The organism is Flavobacterium panacagri, assembly GCF_030378165.1.
In the GTDB taxonomy this organism is placed as follows: Bacteria; Bacteroidota; Bacteroidia; order Flavobacteriales; family Flavobacteriaceae; genus Flavobacterium; species Flavobacterium panacagri.
On record NZ_CP119766.1, the window covers coordinates 3,763,621 to 3,779,098 of the forward strand.

Annotated in this window: 11 protein-coding genes, 2 tRNA genes and 1 rRNA gene; 13 read left to right on the forward strand and 1 reads right to left on the reverse strand. The window is 33.7% G+C overall.

The features are described from left to right. Window positions 1–27: 27 nt before the first annotated feature. The 4 genes from P2W65_RS16495 (at window position 28) to P2W65_RS16510 (ending at window position 5,208) form a co-directional block, all read left to right on the forward strand. Entirely contained in the window at window positions 28–540 is a 513-nt protein-coding gene (locus P2W65_RS16495; RefSeq protein WP_289659198.1) for a PRC-barrel domain-containing protein, read from the forward strand. A gap of 182 nt (window positions 541–722) precedes the next feature. Next, window positions 723–1,124, forward strand: coding sequence for a response regulator (locus P2W65_RS16500; RefSeq protein WP_289659200.1), 402 nt, complete (start codon window positions 723–725; stop codon window positions 1,122–1,124). 185 nt (window positions 1,125–1,309) lie between these two features. Continuing rightward, entirely contained in the window at window positions 1,310–1,822 is a 513-nt protein-coding gene (locus tag P2W65_RS16505; RefSeq protein WP_289659202.1) for a hypothetical protein, read from the forward strand. Between the two features lie 110 nt (window positions 1,823–1,932). Then, the gene (locus P2W65_RS16510; protein ID WP_289659204.1) at window positions 1,933–5,208 is read left to right on the forward strand and encodes an AsmA family protein; all 3,276 of its coding nucleotides are present in this window, start codon (window positions 1,933–1,935) and stop codon (window positions 5,206–5,208) included. 1 nt (window position 5,209) lies between these two features. Here the strand turns inward: P2W65_RS16510 and P2W65_RS16515 are convergent, their stop codons facing one another. Next, window positions 5,210–6,103, reverse strand: coding sequence for a helix-turn-helix domain-containing protein (locus tag P2W65_RS16515; protein WP_289659206.1), 894 nt, complete (start codon window positions 6,101–6,103; stop codon window positions 5,210–5,212). Window positions 6,104–6,381: 278 nt separating this feature from the next. Between P2W65_RS16515 and P2W65_RS16520 the strand changes: the two genes are divergently transcribed. The 9 genes from P2W65_RS16520 (at window position 6,382) to P2W65_RS16560 (ending at window position 15,392) form a co-directional block, all read left to right on the forward strand. Then, on the forward strand, window positions 6,382–6,792 hold the full coding sequence (locus tag P2W65_RS16520) for a (R)-mandelonitrile lyase (protein ID WP_289659208.1): 411 nt from the start codon (window positions 6,382–6,384) through the stop codon (window positions 6,790–6,792). Window positions 6,793–6,800: 8 nt separating this feature from the next. Next, the gene (locus P2W65_RS16525) at window positions 6,801–7,517 is read left to right on the forward strand and encodes a carboxymuconolactone decarboxylase family protein (protein ID WP_289659210.1); all 717 of its coding nucleotides are present in this window, start codon (window positions 6,801–6,803) and stop codon (window positions 7,515–7,517) included. Window positions 7,518–7,531: 14 nt separating this feature from the next. Next, on the forward strand, window positions 7,532–7,978 hold the full coding sequence (locus P2W65_RS16530) for a putative quinol monooxygenase (RefSeq protein ID WP_289659212.1): 447 nt from the start codon (window positions 7,532–7,534) through the stop codon (window positions 7,976–7,978). Between the two features lie 246 nt (window positions 7,979–8,224). Then, window positions 8,225–9,649, forward strand: coding sequence for an amino acid permease (locus P2W65_RS16535; RefSeq protein ID WP_289659214.1), 1,425 nt, complete (start codon window positions 8,225–8,227; stop codon window positions 9,647–9,649). A gap of 226 nt (window positions 9,650–9,875) precedes the next feature. Next, on the forward strand, window positions 9,876–10,574 hold the full coding sequence (locus tag P2W65_RS16540; RefSeq protein ID WP_289659216.1) for a DUF1826 domain-containing protein: 699 nt from the start codon (window positions 9,876–9,878) through the stop codon (window positions 10,572–10,574). Between the two features lie 123 nt (window positions 10,575–10,697). Then, complete coding sequence (locus tag P2W65_RS16545; protein ID WP_289659218.1) at window positions 10,698–12,749, forward strand: DKNYY domain-containing protein; 2,052 nt, start codon at window positions 10,698–10,700, stop codon at window positions 12,747–12,749. A 754-nt stretch (window positions 12,750–13,503) separates the two neighbouring features. After that, a 16S ribosomal RNA gene (locus P2W65_RS16550) occupies window positions 13,504–15,017 on the forward strand. Between the two features lie 126 nt (window positions 15,018–15,143). Next, a tRNA-Ile gene (locus tag P2W65_RS16555) sits at window positions 15,144–15,217 on the forward strand. Between the two features lie 101 nt (window positions 15,218–15,318). After that, a tRNA-Ala gene (locus P2W65_RS16560) sits at window positions 15,319–15,392 on the forward strand. The last annotated feature ends 86 nt before the right edge of the window (window positions 15,393–15,478 follow it).

Genomic DNA, 15,478 nt, shown 5'->3' on the forward strand with positions numbered 1-15,478 from the left:
AAATACAATATTAAAAAGATTAACCTTATGGGAAATAAAGATAAAAACTTATATCGATTAGATGAACTTTCAGATTATAAAGTAGCTTCAAACTATTCTGATGTTACAGGATGGAAGATAGTAGATGCAGACAACCGCACTATTGGCAAAATTGATAATCTATGGGTGAATAAAGACATGCAACGTGTTGTTTATCTAGACGTAAATGTTGATAAAGCATTAATTGAAGATAGTAAAAAAGAAGTGCATGATGCTATTGAATATGATAACGGAAAGGAATTTATGTATACGGAGGGAGACACTCATATTATAATTCCAATTGGATCAGTGAGCATAAATAAAGACACTAAAATTGTCATGGCAAATGGCATAGGATATGACACTTTTAGAAAAACAAGTAGATACAACAGACTGCATAATTTTGACAGGGATTATGAACGAAATGTTTTAAGATCGTATTATCCTGCAGATGAGTCTGGTTTTAATTCTGATAGTGATGATGATACTTTTTACAATCGAAGGGAATTTGATGGAAGATAAATGACTTTTTTCAAGATTGAAAAACGTATTAAAATGAAATTGAAAGATCAAACGTTTTAGAATGTTTGATCTTTTTTATTGCAGAATTCCATTTTGTAAAAATTCTGAAAATATGGGAATTGTGTAAATTTAGACTAAAATTATGTAAATTATTGGTTTGTAGAGTAATTTAATTTAGAGGTATGAAATACAGAAATATTTTATTAGTAGACGATGATACTGACGATGCAGAAATCTTTGTAACCGCCTTACGCACAATTAATAACAAGATAAAATATTCAGTTGAAAACAATGCTTTGGAGGCTCTTAAAAAGTTGCAGAATTCAAAGTTATCTCCTGATATGATCTTTCTTGATTATCATATGCCGTATCTGGACGGAACGGAGTTTCTTAAATTGCTCCGCAGTGTAAAAGAACTAGAAAAGATTCCAGTTGTACTTTATTCGGGTCACTCAGGAACTTTGCTGAAAGAGGCTGTAGATAAATTCAAAAAAGTACAGTTTTTGAAAAAGCATGAGAATTTTAGAAAACTTACAGAACTTTTAAATGACATAATTACATTAGAAACATCAACAAAAAAATAAAGCCGTTCACACTTGAGACGGCTTGTTTTTGTTTGAAGCAAATTACAATCTTTCTAAAATTTTATAGTACTGTAGTTTACCTTAAATTTCCAGGAATTGATTTTCTGTTTAGAATCAATGTCAGATTTGTGTAAATATTTCTTTTTTGTATTTTCGTAAAGAAGAATAATTTAAACCAAAAATAAATGCAGGATGATCTCCAAGTCCCCAAGACTTTACATTTTAGTTCTTTCCGTTATATCAACTTGATTTACTCTCTTCCGTTAATTTTCTTTTTTATTATTGGTTTTGCAAAAGTGTGTTTTTATGTAGAACCTATTTTAGAAAAACAATTGCCTTTATGGCTTTCTACAATAATTTATATTTTTAGTCTGCTCTTTTTTACTGCGATTATTGTAAAAATATTTTTTATACTGAATCTGCGTAGAATCAGTTTGTATATAGATCACGAAGGATTTATTGTGAATAACAAACTGAATAAAAAAAAGTATTGGAGTCAGGTAAAATCGTATGCATTTCCAAAAGATAAATATGAATCTAGATCAAATGAAGCGGCTTCAACAGTTATGTTATCTTTTGGTTTTATGAAGATGAGCATCATTAATTGCTCTACTTGGACTTTATTTAATAAAAGACGTCGAGAAGAAGAAAAAGAAGCATTTGCTCAGTTCAAACAGGCTGTTGTACATTTTTGTTAAAGGAATGGCGGGGAAAGGAAATTGTTATTTTTGAGTTAATATTAAATCCAATACCTAGCAGCGGTTATTAAATATCTATTTTTAAAATCTTAAAATATAAGCCCCACCTAATGATTAAAAAGTTTCTAAAAAAAGCGGCAATTGTTATTGCGACCCTAATTTTTCTTTTAGTACTAGTCCTGACCATTGTTCCTTATTTTTTTAAAGATGAAATAACAGGCAAGATAGAAAGCTTAGCGAATGAAAAGCTGGATGCAGAAGTCCGTTTTGATGAAATTGGCCTTTCTGCTTTCAAACATTTTCCGGCAATTATTCTCTATGCTAAAAATGTCAGCATCGTAAACAAAAAAAATCAATTTACTTCGCCAAATGTGGTTAAGGCAGAAACGGCAGCTGTTGGAGTCAATTTTTATAGTTTACTAAAAGGGAAAATAGTTTTAGATGCCGTTTATTTGGATGATGCTAATTTAAACCTTGAAATAGATCCAAAAGGACATGCAAACTTTAATATCGTAAAACCTTCTAAAGCTCCTGTAGATACAACTCAAACAGAATTTAAGATAAAGAAAGTCGTTATCAACAAAACGAATATTGTATACAATGATAAAAGTACCCTTTTAAAGTTTAAAGTTCAGGATCTTAACTATAAAGGAACAGGTGACTTAAGTGCCGATTTTTTTGATCTAAATTCTAATGTAAAAATAAAAACGTTTGATTTTAGTGTGGCTGGAGTCGATTATGTGCGCAGTAAACCTATAAATGCTGAGATTGTTACTTACATTGATACTAAAGCACTTAAATTTAAGTTTGAGCGAAATGCTATTCGAATTAAAAATTTTCCTTTTTCGTTTAATGGTTATTTTGCTTTCATTAAAGGAGGTTATGATTTTGATTTACGTATGATTTCTAAAAATTCTACGTTAGAAGAAATGTTGTCGCTTGTACCGCCGGCTTATGATCAGTGGCGCGAACAAATGACGATTACGGGTAATATTAATTTTGGAATTTTTGCACGCGGTAAATACATGCAGGATCAATCCGAAAAACCAGTTGTTTCAGCAGATTTACAAATTAACAGCGGTACGATTGCTTATAAAAAAATTAAAGAGCCAGTAAAAGATATTAATATTTCTGCCAAAGCTTTGGTTAGAGATTTAGATATTAATAAGTTGAAATTTGATTTGGATAATCTTTCGTTTAATCTGGATAAAAAGAAAACAACGGTTAATTTCCATTCAGAAGGTTTTAAGAAGTTAAAGATTAAAACGGCAATAAAAGCTGATTTAGATGCTGCGAAATTTAAAGAGGCACTGAATCTGAACGATAATGATATTCTTGGCAATATTGCACTTGACTTAAAAGCCGATGGTACATTTTTAAGAGATTTAGGATTTAGTCCGCGTTTGAATAAAATAGATACCATAATTAAAAGTATTCCGAAGTTTCAGCTGAACCTAAGCTTAAAAAATGGCTATTTAAAAAATACCAAAACACCTGACGCAATAAAAAATGTTAATCTGAATCTGAGTTTAACGGCTAAAGACAGTATTTTACGAAATGTTTCAGGAAAAATAAGCAATTTGAATGCAGAGGCTTTGGGCAATTTTATTCATGGACAATTCGAACTTCATAAATTATATCCTTTTACGGTTGATACCGAATTGGAATCTAAAATTAACTTAGCCACCATACATCAATTTTATCCTTTGGACAGCTTGGAAGTCAAAGGTGATTTGAATTTAAAGGTAAGTATGCACGGGGTTTTAAACCGTAAGCAAAAAAAATATCCGTCATCGAAAACCATCGTAAATATTAAAAACGGCTATTTAAAATCACTTAAATTTCCAAACATTCCTATTGAAAATATAAATGTGAGTGCTGCTGTAAGCAGTAATAGAGGTACCGGAGAAGATTTAAATGTAAAATTACAGCCAGCTGAATTTGTTTTAGCAGGATCGCCTTTTAAAGTAGAAGGAGAGGTTACTAATCTTTACGATTTAGTGTATAATATCAAAACGCAGGGAACACTGGATATTGGTAAATTAACCCAGATATTTCCAGTAAAGGATGTTACGGTTTCAGGAATAATCCAAACCAATCTTATTGCTAAAGGCTCTAAGAAAGATTTAGATGTCAAAAACTACGACAATATTAAAAATGGCGGAAAACTCGAAGCTAGGAATTTAGTAATCAAGAGTGCTATGTTTCCAGAACCGTTTCAAGTTTCTAAGGGAACCTTTAAGTTTTTTAAGGATAAAATGCGTTTCGAACAAATTAGCGCTACTTATGGTAAATCTGATATTGTTTTAAATGGTTATATCCATAATGTTTTGCGTTATCTTTTTAATAGAAAGTATTTGCAGCAATCTAATGAAAAGCTAAAAGCGGATATTGAACTTTCCAGTAATCATATTAATGCCAATGAGTTTTTTGACATGATTGCAAAATATACCGATCAGAAAGCCGAGGCCGAAGAAGCGCAAAAAACGGATTCTACAGCTGTAGCCACGATTAATAAAAACAGTAATGATAAAAACAAAAACTTCGTTATTAGAATTCCACGAACAGCCGATTTAAAGATTGCAGCAAAGGTTAACGATTTAGAGTTTGATACGTATAAGATTAATGATTTTGTTGGAAATCTTGTCGTGAACGAGCGCAAAGTTCAGGTAACTCAGGCGGCTTTTAATATGGCGGGCACCAAAATAGAAATGACGGGAGATTATAAAGCCCAGCACCGTTTATTAGCAAAATATAATGCAAATTTTAAAGCCAGTAATTTTGATATTCAGCGTGCATATAAAGAGATTCCAATTTTTGCAGAACTGGTTTCTATGGCTAAAGATGCCTACGGTTTGGTTTCAGTTGATTATCAGCTTGGAGGAAGTATTGACCGAAATATGGATATTGATTTTAAATCTATTGATGGAGAAGGAACACTGACTCTGGAAGACATTAAATTTAAAAACTTTAAACTTTTAAATAACGTAGCCAAAAAAGCAGATGCAGCCGATTTAGAAAAAGCTTCCTTTAATAAAATTGCCATTCATTCGACCATTAAAAACAATGTAATGACAATTACGCCGACGACTATGAAAATGGCTGGTTTTAGAGGGAAACTGGAAGGTCAGGTAACAATGGACGGAAAAATAAATGTAGGTTTCCGATTAGGGCTTCCACCGATGGGACTTATCAATATTCCAATGAAAATTACAGGTACTGCGGAAGATTTTGAAATTTCTACTGGAAAATTTAAGGAAGATACCAGTTTTGCAGAAGAAAGTGAACTCAAAAATTTAAAACCAGAAGAACGCCGCCGATCTAGAGAAAGAGATACACTAAATACAACACGTACGAATTCAAGAAGAAGAGACTCTATAAAGTAAATTAAGAGTTTTTATATTCATTTGGAGTCATTCCAGTTCTTTGTTTAAAAAGACGAGTAAAATGCTGTTGGTATTTAAATCCCAGTTCATCAGCTATTTCATTTATAGATTTAGAAGGATCAAATATTTTAGATTTTGCTTCATCAATCAGTTTAGATTGGATGTAATCCAAGGCTGTATTTCCGGTTTCTTTCTTGATTAGATCTCCAAAATAGTTAGAAGATAAATTCAATTGTTCGGCACACCATGCAACACTTGGTAATCCTAACTTTCTTGGCATTTCTGATTTGAAATAGGTATTGAGTAGATCTTCAAAACGAACTAAAATATCTTTATTGACATTATTTCGCGTTATAAATTGACGATCATAATAACGCATACAGTAATTTAGAAAAAGCTCAATATTCGATACAATTAGTGTTTTACTGTGTTTGTCAATATTCAAATCAATTTCAGCTGCAATCTTTTCGAAGCAATCGTTAACAGTCGCTCTTTCTTTTTTAGATAAGTGCAGTGCTTCATTCACTTCATAAGAAAAAAAAGAATATTCCTTGATGTGTTTTCCAAGAGATGTTCCTGCAATTAAATCGGGATGAAATATCAATGCTTTCCCAGCAGGTTTTATTAATTTACCCTTGCTGTCAATTCCGTAAACCTGTCCAGGCGCTATAAAAACTAAGGTTCCATCTTCATAATCATAAGGCTGGCAGCCGTAACGCATATCTCCACATTTGATATATTTGAGAAAAACTGCGTAAACGCCCATATAACGTCGAAAATATTGATAAGTCGGTATTTCATCAAAATTAATAACACTAACCAGAGGATGCAGCGTATCAACCCCAATAGTGTCATTATATTGTTTAACTGTATCTATTCTTTCAACCTCTTCCATGATCTAACAAATTAAGATACAAATTTAAAGAAACTAAATCATCCGATTTCGTATTGCAGGCCATATCAGTAAAAGTGGTAAATAAATCTGTATTCTGTCTACAATCAAAGAAAAGAATAGTGGCGAAATTTGCTAAAAAAAAGATCTTGTCAAAAATCATTCTTATGATATTTCAAAAAGTAAAAACGAATTCTTTGATTAAAATTATTGCTAAAAGACTAATTTTAATAGCATTAATGATATTGTCATCGTGTAATAACAAAATAATTGAACAAAAAATGAGTACAGAAAACACAACACCACTTTTTGCTAAAGGCGAAAAACTAACAAACGGATATTTTACAGGAGATGCTTATTTAAAGTTGCTTTTAGCGAAAGACAAAAACAACGACTTTGTAATAGGAAGTGTAACTTTTGAATCTGGAGCGAGAACAAATTGGCACACACATCCTAAAGGACAAGTATTAATAGTTACTGAAGGATCAGGTTTATATCAGGAAAAAGGAAAACCAGCACAAACCATTAAAAAAGGAGCTATTATAAATATTCCAGAAAATGTAGAACATTGGCATGGAGCTTCGGCAAATTCAAAAATGGTTCATATTGCCATTACTAATTATGAAGGAGAAGTAAATGCTGTGTGGTTGAATCCTGTAAGTGATTCAGAATATTTAGAAGCAAACCAATAATTTGAAAAATGAAAAGACTTAAAAAGTTCAGAAACCTATTTTTTATAGTTCTTTTAGTAAATATCAAAACAATGAACGCACAATATAAAAATCTAAATGCGCATCAGCAAAGTATGGCAGGTATTTGCGCATTGTCTGCCGTAGGAAATATTAAAGGACTTCAAATACAGTTAAATGAAGGTCTAGATTCAGGACTTACCATAAACGAAATTAAAGAAGCATTAGTGCAGCTTTACGCTTATTGCGGTTTTCCAAGAAGTCTAAATGCAATCAATACTTTTATGCAGGTTTTGGAAAACAGAAAAGCGAATGGAAAGAAAGATATTGAAGGAAAAGAAGCATCTCCAATTGCGTACACAGCTGATAAATACAAGGTTGGAAAAGAAACATTGCAAAAATTGACAGGAAGAGAAGAAGTTGGACCAAAAACTGGGACGAATACTTTTGCACCGATTATAGATGTTTTTTTGAAAGAACATTTATTTGCGGATATTTTTAGTCGCGATGTACTCAATTACCGTCAGCGTGAGTTCGTAACTATTTCAACATTATCTGCGATCTTTGGTGTAGAACCTCAATTGCAGGCACATATTTCGATGGGATTGAATACAGGAATTACAAAAGAAGAAATAATGGAATTGAGTACAATTATTGAAAAACAAATTGGAAAAGAACAATCAGAAATTGTTAAAATTACTTTAGCGAAAGTATTGGAGAATAGGTAAAAAGAGTAATTAAAATGAATGATAAAAAAAAAATGAAGTGTAATTTTCAAAGTAGTTTTTCAAAAAGTAAGTTCTTTTATTTAATATTTATGGCTATGTTTTTTACCAATAGTGTATTAGCACAAAAAAAAGAGATGATGGTGCGCATTTCGGAAATTGAAGTTTTTCCCGAATATTTATCGGAATATAAAGCGATATTAAAAGAAGAATCTTCTGCTTCTGTAGAATTAGAACCTGGTGTATTGGCGATATTTCCTTTATATCAAAAAAAAGATTCAACCCAAATAAGAATATTAGAAATATATCATGATAACGATGCTTATCAATCACATTTAAAAACATCCCATTTTTTAAAATATAAAACAACAACTCTAAAAATGGTAAAGTCATTAAAATTGATTGACATGAATACAATCGATCCAGAATCGATGAAGAGATTATTTAGAAAAATGGAAGAATAGTATTCTATATTGATTTTCCTTTCTTTTAAAAAAATTTCCAAGCATAATTTGGCAAGTAGAAATAGTTGCTAAGAATTGGCATGATTCTGAATTTGTTCTTTAATACCTAAACTTGAAAACTTCTCAAATTAAAGAGTCATCTAATCGAAGTTTAGCACCGTACATACTTTGTGCGATTCCTTTTTTAACTTATCTTCGCCGTTTATACATTTATGAGTACATTCCACTCATTTAAAAATCTAATCTGTGAAAAAAGAACATAAAAATGTAGAAGACAGCCAGCTTAAACGTGGGCTGACTAATCGCCACATTCAATTAATTGCTTTAGGAGGATCTATAGGAACAGGTCTTTTCCTTGGTATTGGGCCGGCAGCAGTACTGGCAGGACCATCTGTTATTTTAGGATATGCAATTGCTGGAATTATCGCTTTTTTTATTATGAGACAGCTTGGTGAAATGGTTGTAGAAGAACCTGTATCAGGAAGTTTCAGCTATTTTGCTTATAAATATTGCGGTTCTTTTGCAGGTTTTGCATCGGGCTGGAATTACTGGATTTTATACATTTTAGTAAGTATGGCCGAACTTACAGCCATTGGTGTTTATGTACAGTTTTGGTGGCCCGAAATTCCGTTGTGGGCATCCAGTTTGTTTTTCTTTTTAGTCATTAATGCGTTGAATTTTGCTTCTGTAAAAGTGTATGGAGAAACTGAATTTTGGTTCTCCATCATAAAAGTGGCAGCTATTATTGCCATGATTCTTTTTGGTACTTACTTATTGGTAAGTGGAACAGGAGGGGAGCACGCATCGATTCATAATTTGTATAATGATGGAGGTTTCTTTCCAAAAGGTATTTTTGAAAAAACGGCAACCGGAGATTTTCAAGGTCTACTGTCGGCAATGGCACTGATTATGTTTTCTTTTGGAGGATTAGAACTAATTGGAATTACGGCAGCCGAAGCAGAAAATCCAGAAAAAAACATTCCAAAGGCAACCAATCAGGTTATTTATAGAATCTTGATATTTTATGTTGGTGCATTGGTTATTTTATTTGCCTTGTCGCCTTGGAGACAAATTACGACAGACAGTAGTCCGTTTGTGATGGTTTTTCAAAACTTAAACGGAATGGAATTTGAGTTTTTTGGGAATAAAATCTATTTTACACGTCTTATTGCCAATGTGCTTAATCTAATTGTTTTAACTGCTGCTTTATCTGTTTATAATAGCAGTGTTTACAGCAACTCTCGCATGTTATTTGGTTTAGCTGATCAAGGCAGTGCGCCTAAGTTTCTAAAGAAACTAAACAAACAATCGGTTCCGGTTAATGCTATTTTAATTTCATCTTGTTTTGCAGCAATCTGTATTTTAATCAATAAAGTAATTCCTGAAGAGGCTTTTAGTATTTTAATGTCTTTAGTAGTATCGTGCTTAGTTATTAACTGGGTTATGATTTCGTATACGCATCTGCAATTTAGACGTACAAAAGATAAAGAAAACATCAAAACTAAGTTCGCATCTCTATTTTATCCCGTAAGCAATTATATCTGTTTTGTGTTTTTATTGAGCATTTTATCCATTATGTGGATGACAAATATGAAAATATCGGTAGAATTAATTCCTATTTGGCTCGGGATTCTTTTTGTGTTTTATAAAGTTTTTAAAATTAAAAAATAAAGAATTTTTACTGTATGTAAAACTTTTGATGCATTGAGGAATAATTTTAAACAGATAGAAACATAGTCAATTCTTTATCTAAAAAAGAAAACAAAAAGAACTGGTTTCTAAAACATAGAACTCTGTGTTTTATTAAAAGTGAAACGACTTTACCATAAAGAAATTCTATGTTTCTATGTGTTTAAAAAAGAATTTCATTCAACGAGCTATTACATAATTTTATACCATGAGCCAAAAATTTTCTAACAGTGACCAAATTAGAGTAGTTTCTACTTTCTCTGATCTTGTGCATACCAATTTCAAAGGAGAGATGAATGCAATTTGCTGGCATAGAAATTTGAATGGCGATTTTAAGGAGATAGTTGCTAAGTTATCTTTAAAAGAAAATATAACAGAAATTTCGGCTGAAGATTTAATCGCGCTTCAACTTTCAGAAAAAGGAAAAATAGCAAGAGAAATAATCTTAAATGATTTACGATTATTAACTGATTTTGGAGCTTCACCTTCTCTTAATTTACTGAAGTGTTACGAACGTGATGATGAATTTGATTTTATATCTACTGATGTTTATTCGTTTCATGTAGATCGTTCTCCTATTGCAACAGATACTTTTTTATGTACCTATTATGGCGCAGCAAGTGATATTGTTTCGAATTCCCAGGCAGAGCAAAAGATTCTAATTCCAGAAATCCGCGTAAAGTTAAAAAAACTCCATGATGGATCAGACGAAGAATTCGAAGACTTTTTAAAAGAGAATTATTTCGATTTGCACTATCAGCTTCATGAAAATGCAGTACCTATTAATTTAGGATTAGGACACCTTTGGCGACTGGCTGTAGATCATCCAAAACAACAAGTGTTGCCTTGCGTTCATAGAGCGCCTAGAGAAAATGAAGGGGAGTATAGATTGTTGTTGATTTGTTAAAGGACTCTATTAAAGAATTAATGTAGCGACTTCATTAATAGTTGTTCTTATTCAATATTCAAACATTGAAATAATTTTGAGATATATGAAAATATTAAGTTCTATCTATTAAACAGAAAACTTATGATAAGAGTATTTTTTATAACCGTTTGTTTTTTATTATTTCTTAGCTGTCAAAATACTAGTATTCCTGCATTGGAAGACGCTGTTTTAAAAGTAGAATATGGATCTAAAGGGTGCAATTTTATCGAAAATCCGACATATATCGTTAATAAAGATTATGTTGTTTATCAAGATTTTTGTACACATATGGTTTTTTATCCTGACTTAGCTTCTTTTAGAATAAGCAATCAAAAAGTATCTGGTTTTGCATTTGATAAGAACGGAATGTATATTAAAGGAGAATTCTTAAAAATTGATACAAGTGGTTTCGTTGCTTTGGGAATGAATAAAGAAAAAGACATACTTTGGAAAACAAAATACAAAGTCTTTAAAAACAAAACAGAATTAAAAGATATTGATGCGGCGACATTTCAGTCTAATCCATCTAGGGTTTTTACCTTAGAAGACAAAGATCAATATTATAAGGATAAAAATTATATTTATTACTTCGATAAAAAGATAGAAGGTTCTGATGGCGCAACGGCTAATACAGATATGAACGATTTATGCCATGATAAAAATTATATTTATTCTAAGGGCGAGATAGCTTCCTTCGGTGAAAAGCCTTATCAATATGTCAATTATGATTTTTTTAAAACAAATAACTTTGTTTTTAGGAGAGGTAATCTAGTCGAAGATATGCGTCCCGAATTCTTAAGCGCTCTTTCCAGAAATTACACAAGGTATAAAAATGATGTATATTACAGAGGTAGTAAAACAGCAATGCGACTTGATAAAACAAGTAGAATTAAAGTCTGGAGCGTTGGCAATCAAGATCGTTATATTACTGATGGAAAAAGTATTTTTAAAGATGGAGAAAAAATCGATAAAAAAATTGATCTACCATCTTTCGGATTTTTTTTCAATTCTTCTTGTTTTTATGATAAAAATGGAATCTACGAATTAGTGTTTGATCCGGAATCGAAAAAATATATAATTGAAGGACTGCCTTTTAAATACACCAAAAAGGTAAACAACTTAAATACTGCTTATAATTATTATAGTGGAATTGTATTTTATAAAAATCAGGCTTATGCAACTCGCACAAAATCTTTGTACGAAGACTTAAATGAAAAACAGATCGCATTAGCAAAAAGACAAAAAAAGGATGTTGATGATTTTGATGGTTCTAATAAGGTTGTTATTGATTATATTTTTTATAAAATGAACAATCATATTTATTGTAATAATAAAAGAACGGGATTGGATGCGGAGACATTTGTGCCAATGGATCAAAAAAATAAGTATTATAAAGATAAAAATGTTGTTCTTTATTATATAGAGAGAAATAACGAAATAAAAAAGCTTAAAGACGTTGACGTAAAATCTGCGCGGACTTTCAGTATTTTCTTAATCGATAAAAACTATTTGTACTGTAGAAATGTAAAGATTATTAAAAGTGCAGATATAGAATTGCTGGCTTCTTTTTCAGGATATAGACGTGGTTTCTGTGGTAATGATCCAATACCAATGTCAGATTTTTATTTATTTAAAAATTTAGAGGGCTTTTGGCTTGTAAAGATAGCAGATGAAATTTCGTATCGTTTTTTAGGAAAAACATTTGACCGTAAATGGGATCCTGCTTTCGAAGAAATAGATCTCGCTAAGAAGTATGAGAATAAAAGATCGAGTGAGCCTCAAAAACCAGTAGAATCGGAAAAGAATGAAAATAAAACGAAGAAAGTAGATAATGAAGTTTATGCATCAGGAGCGGTAGAAATTTTACCTAAATACCCAGGAGGCACCGATAAGTTTAATGCTTTTATAAAGAAGAATTATGTTCTTTCTGAAAAAATGATTAAAGAGGAAGCTTATGGAGGGATTTTTGGAACTATGAGAATTGAAAAAGATGGAAGCTTATCTGAGATAAAAATACTTCGTGATTTTGGCTATGGTTCAGGTAAAGAATTAGAAAGAGTTTTAAAGTTATCTCCAAATTGGATTCCGGCAATAAAAGATGGTAATCCAGTGAGGTGTTTGTACAGCATGCATTATTATGTTTTGTTGAATTAAAACCAGAGATTTCCTTTCAAAGTACTTACTCACACCTGTATATATGGTAGAATTAAAAAATTGTTTAATATAGAAGTTGATTTGTCATTTCTTTTAAAGGAGTATATTTTGAATATTTCATTTTTCACCTGTCAGTTATTGCAATATATATAAAAGATAGCTTTGTTTTTATTTGTTTTTTGTTGAAAACGCATTCAGACGAACAAAAACCGCACAAGATTTAAAAAAAAAGAATCCGTAAAGAATCTGTTGCCAGTGAGTTAAGAAAAAGATTGTAAAAAGAACAAAAAAAGGCGGATAAAAAGCTTGCAGAAGCGGAAAAAGGTTCTACTTTTGCACCCGCAGAAGCGAAGACGTTCACAGCAATACCGGCAGGAGACTGATCAGAAAGAGAAAAGAGATTTTCGAAAAAAAAGATTAAAAAAGTCTTGCAGGATTGGGAAAAGCGTTTTACATTTGCACCCCGCAAATACGGGAAGTTCACTGAAAGATTGGGAGGGAATGCTGAAGAAATGAAACGAAAAAAAAGTTTCAAAAATTTTCAAATTTTCCTTGCAGGAAACAAAAAGAATTTTTAGTTTTGCACCCGCTTTGAGATACAGGCGGAGATAAAAAAGAAATACACGTTCGTAGACATATTGAATTGACAGCCGTTCTGAAAGAGATTTCAGAACAGAAAAGAATAAGAGTAATAGAATCGTAAGATTCGGAAAGAACCGATAGATAAGGCATCGCATAAATAATATAAAAATATACGATGAAGAGTTTGATCCTGGCTCAGGATGAACGCTAGCGGCAGGCTTAACACATGCAAGTCGAGGGGTATGCATCTTCGGGTGCAGAGACCGGCGCACGGGTGCGTAACGCGTATGCAATCTGCCTTTCACAGAGGGATAGCCCAGAGAAATTTGGATTAATACCTCATAGTATAGTGAGTTGGCATCAACACACTATTAAAGTCACAACGGTGAAAGATGAGCATGCGTCCCATTAGCTAGTTGGTAAGGTAACGGCTTACCAAGGCAACGATGGGTAGGGGTCCTGAGAGGGAGATCCCCCACACTGGTACTGAGACACGGACCAGACTCCTACGGGAGGCAGCAGTGAGGAATATTGGTCAATGGGCGCAAGCCTGAACCAGCCATGCCGCGTGCAGGATGACGGTCCTATGGATTGTAAACTGCTTTTGTACGAGAAGAAACACCTCTACGTGTAGAGGCTTGACGGTATCGTAAGAATAAGGATCGGCTAACTCCGTGCCAGCAGCCGCGGTAATACGGAGGATCCAAGCGTTATCCGGAATCATTGGGTTTAAAGGGTCCGTAGGCGGTCCTGTAAGTCAGTGGTGAAAGCCCATCGCTCAACGATGGAACGGCCATTGATACTGCAGGACTTGAATTATCAGGAAGTAACTAGAATATGTAGTGTAGCGGTGAAATGCTTAGAGATTACATGGAATACCAATTGCGAAGGCAGGTTACTACTGATGGATTGACGCTGATGGACGAAAGCGTGGGTAGCGAACAGGATTAGATACCCTGGTAGTCCACGCCGTAAACGATGGATACTAGCTGTTGGGGGCAACTTCAGTGGCTAAGCGAAAGTGATAAGTATCCCACCTGGGGAGTACGAACGCAAGTTTGAAACTCAAAGGAATTGACGGGGGCCCGCACAAGCGGTGGAGCATGTGGTTTAATTCGATGATACGCGAGGAACCTTACCAAGGCTTAAATGCAGACTGACCGTTTTGGAAACAGAACTTTCGCAAGACAGTCTACAAGGTGCTGCATGGTTGTCGTCAGCTCGTGCCGTGAGGTGTCAGGTTAAGTCCTATAACGAGCGCAACCCCTGTTGTTAGTTGCCAGCGAGTCAAGTCGGGAACTCTAACAAGACTGCCAGTGCAAACTGTGAGGAAGGTGGGGATGACGTCAAATCATCACGGCCCTTACGCCTTGGGCTACACACGTGCTACAATGGCCGGTACAGAGAGCAGCCACTGGGCGACCAGGAGCGAATCTATAAAGCCGGTCACAGTTCGGATCGGAGTCTGCAACTCGACTCCGTGAAGCTGGAATCGCTAGTAATCGGATATCAGCCATGATCCGGTGAATACGTTCCCGGGCCTTGTACACACCGCCCGTCAAGCCATGGAAGCTGGGGGTGCCTGAAGTCGGTGACCGCAAGGAGCTGCCTAGGGTAAAACTGGTAACTAGGGCTAAGTCGTAACAAGGTAGCCGTACCGGAAGGTGCGGCTGGAACACCTCCTTTCTAGAGCCCTGACCGTTAGCATTGATGCACGTCAGGGAAATAAGATGCCTTAAATAAGGTTTTGGATTTAAGATTGTATTACTCTTGCTGTTAATTTAAAAAAATGATAAAACTTAAGTAAAACAGAGTCTCGTAGCTCAGCTGGTTAGAGTACTACACTGATAATGTAGGGGTCGGCAGTTCGAGTCTGCCCGGGACTACTATTTGGCTTAGGAAAAGGAAATTTTAGAGGTTGAGTTGCACTTTTAGTGAACCGTTTTGAACTGTTAACTGAAAACTGTTAACTGCATACTGAAAAAACGGGGGATTAGCTCAGCTGGCTAGAGCGCCTGCCTTGCACGCAGGAGGCCAACGGTTCGACTCCGTTATTCTCCACGAATTTACTCAGAGAAGTAAATAAAAGTTCATTGACATATTGAGATAAGAAAATAATAAGAAAGTAGAAAGCGTTTTTATTAGCA

Bases quoted from the DNA above. Each gene is read 5' to 3' on its own strand.
- P2W65_RS16495 (WP_289659198.1), top strand. From the start codon at position 28: ATGGGAAATAAAGATAAAAACTTATATCGATTAGATGAACTTTCAGAT.
- P2W65_RS16525 (WP_289659210.1), top strand. From the start codon at position 6,801: ATGAAAAGACTTAAAAAGTTCAGAAACCTATTTTTTATAGTTCTTTTA.
- P2W65_RS16520 (WP_289659208.1), top strand. From the start codon at position 6,382: ATGAGTACAGAAAACACAACACCACTTTTTGCTAAAGGCGAAAAACTA.
- P2W65_RS16505 (WP_289659202.1), top strand. From the start codon at position 1,310: ATGCAGGATGATCTCCAAGTCCCCAAGACTTTACATTTTAGTTCTTTC.
- P2W65_RS16545 (WP_289659218.1), top strand. From the start codon at position 10,698: ATGATAAGAGTATTTTTTATAACCGTTTGTTTTTTATTATTTCTTAGC.
- P2W65_RS16500 (WP_289659200.1), top strand. From the start codon at position 723: ATGAAATACAGAAATATTTTATTAGTAGACGATGATACTGACGATGCA.
- P2W65_RS16540 (WP_289659216.1), top strand. From the start codon at position 9,876: ATGAGCCAAAAATTTTCTAACAGTGACCAAATTAGAGTAGTTTCTACT.
- P2W65_RS16530 (WP_289659212.1), top strand. From the start codon at position 7,532: ATGAATGATAAAAAAAAAATGAAGTGTAATTTTCAAAGTAGTTTTTCA.
- P2W65_RS16510 (WP_289659204.1), top strand. From the start codon at position 1,933: ATGATTAAAAAGTTTCTAAAAAAAGCGGCAATTGTTATTGCGACCCTA.
- P2W65_RS16515 (WP_289659206.1), bottom strand. From the start codon at position 6,103: ATGGAAGAGGTTGAAAGAATAGATACAGTTAAACAATATAATGACACT.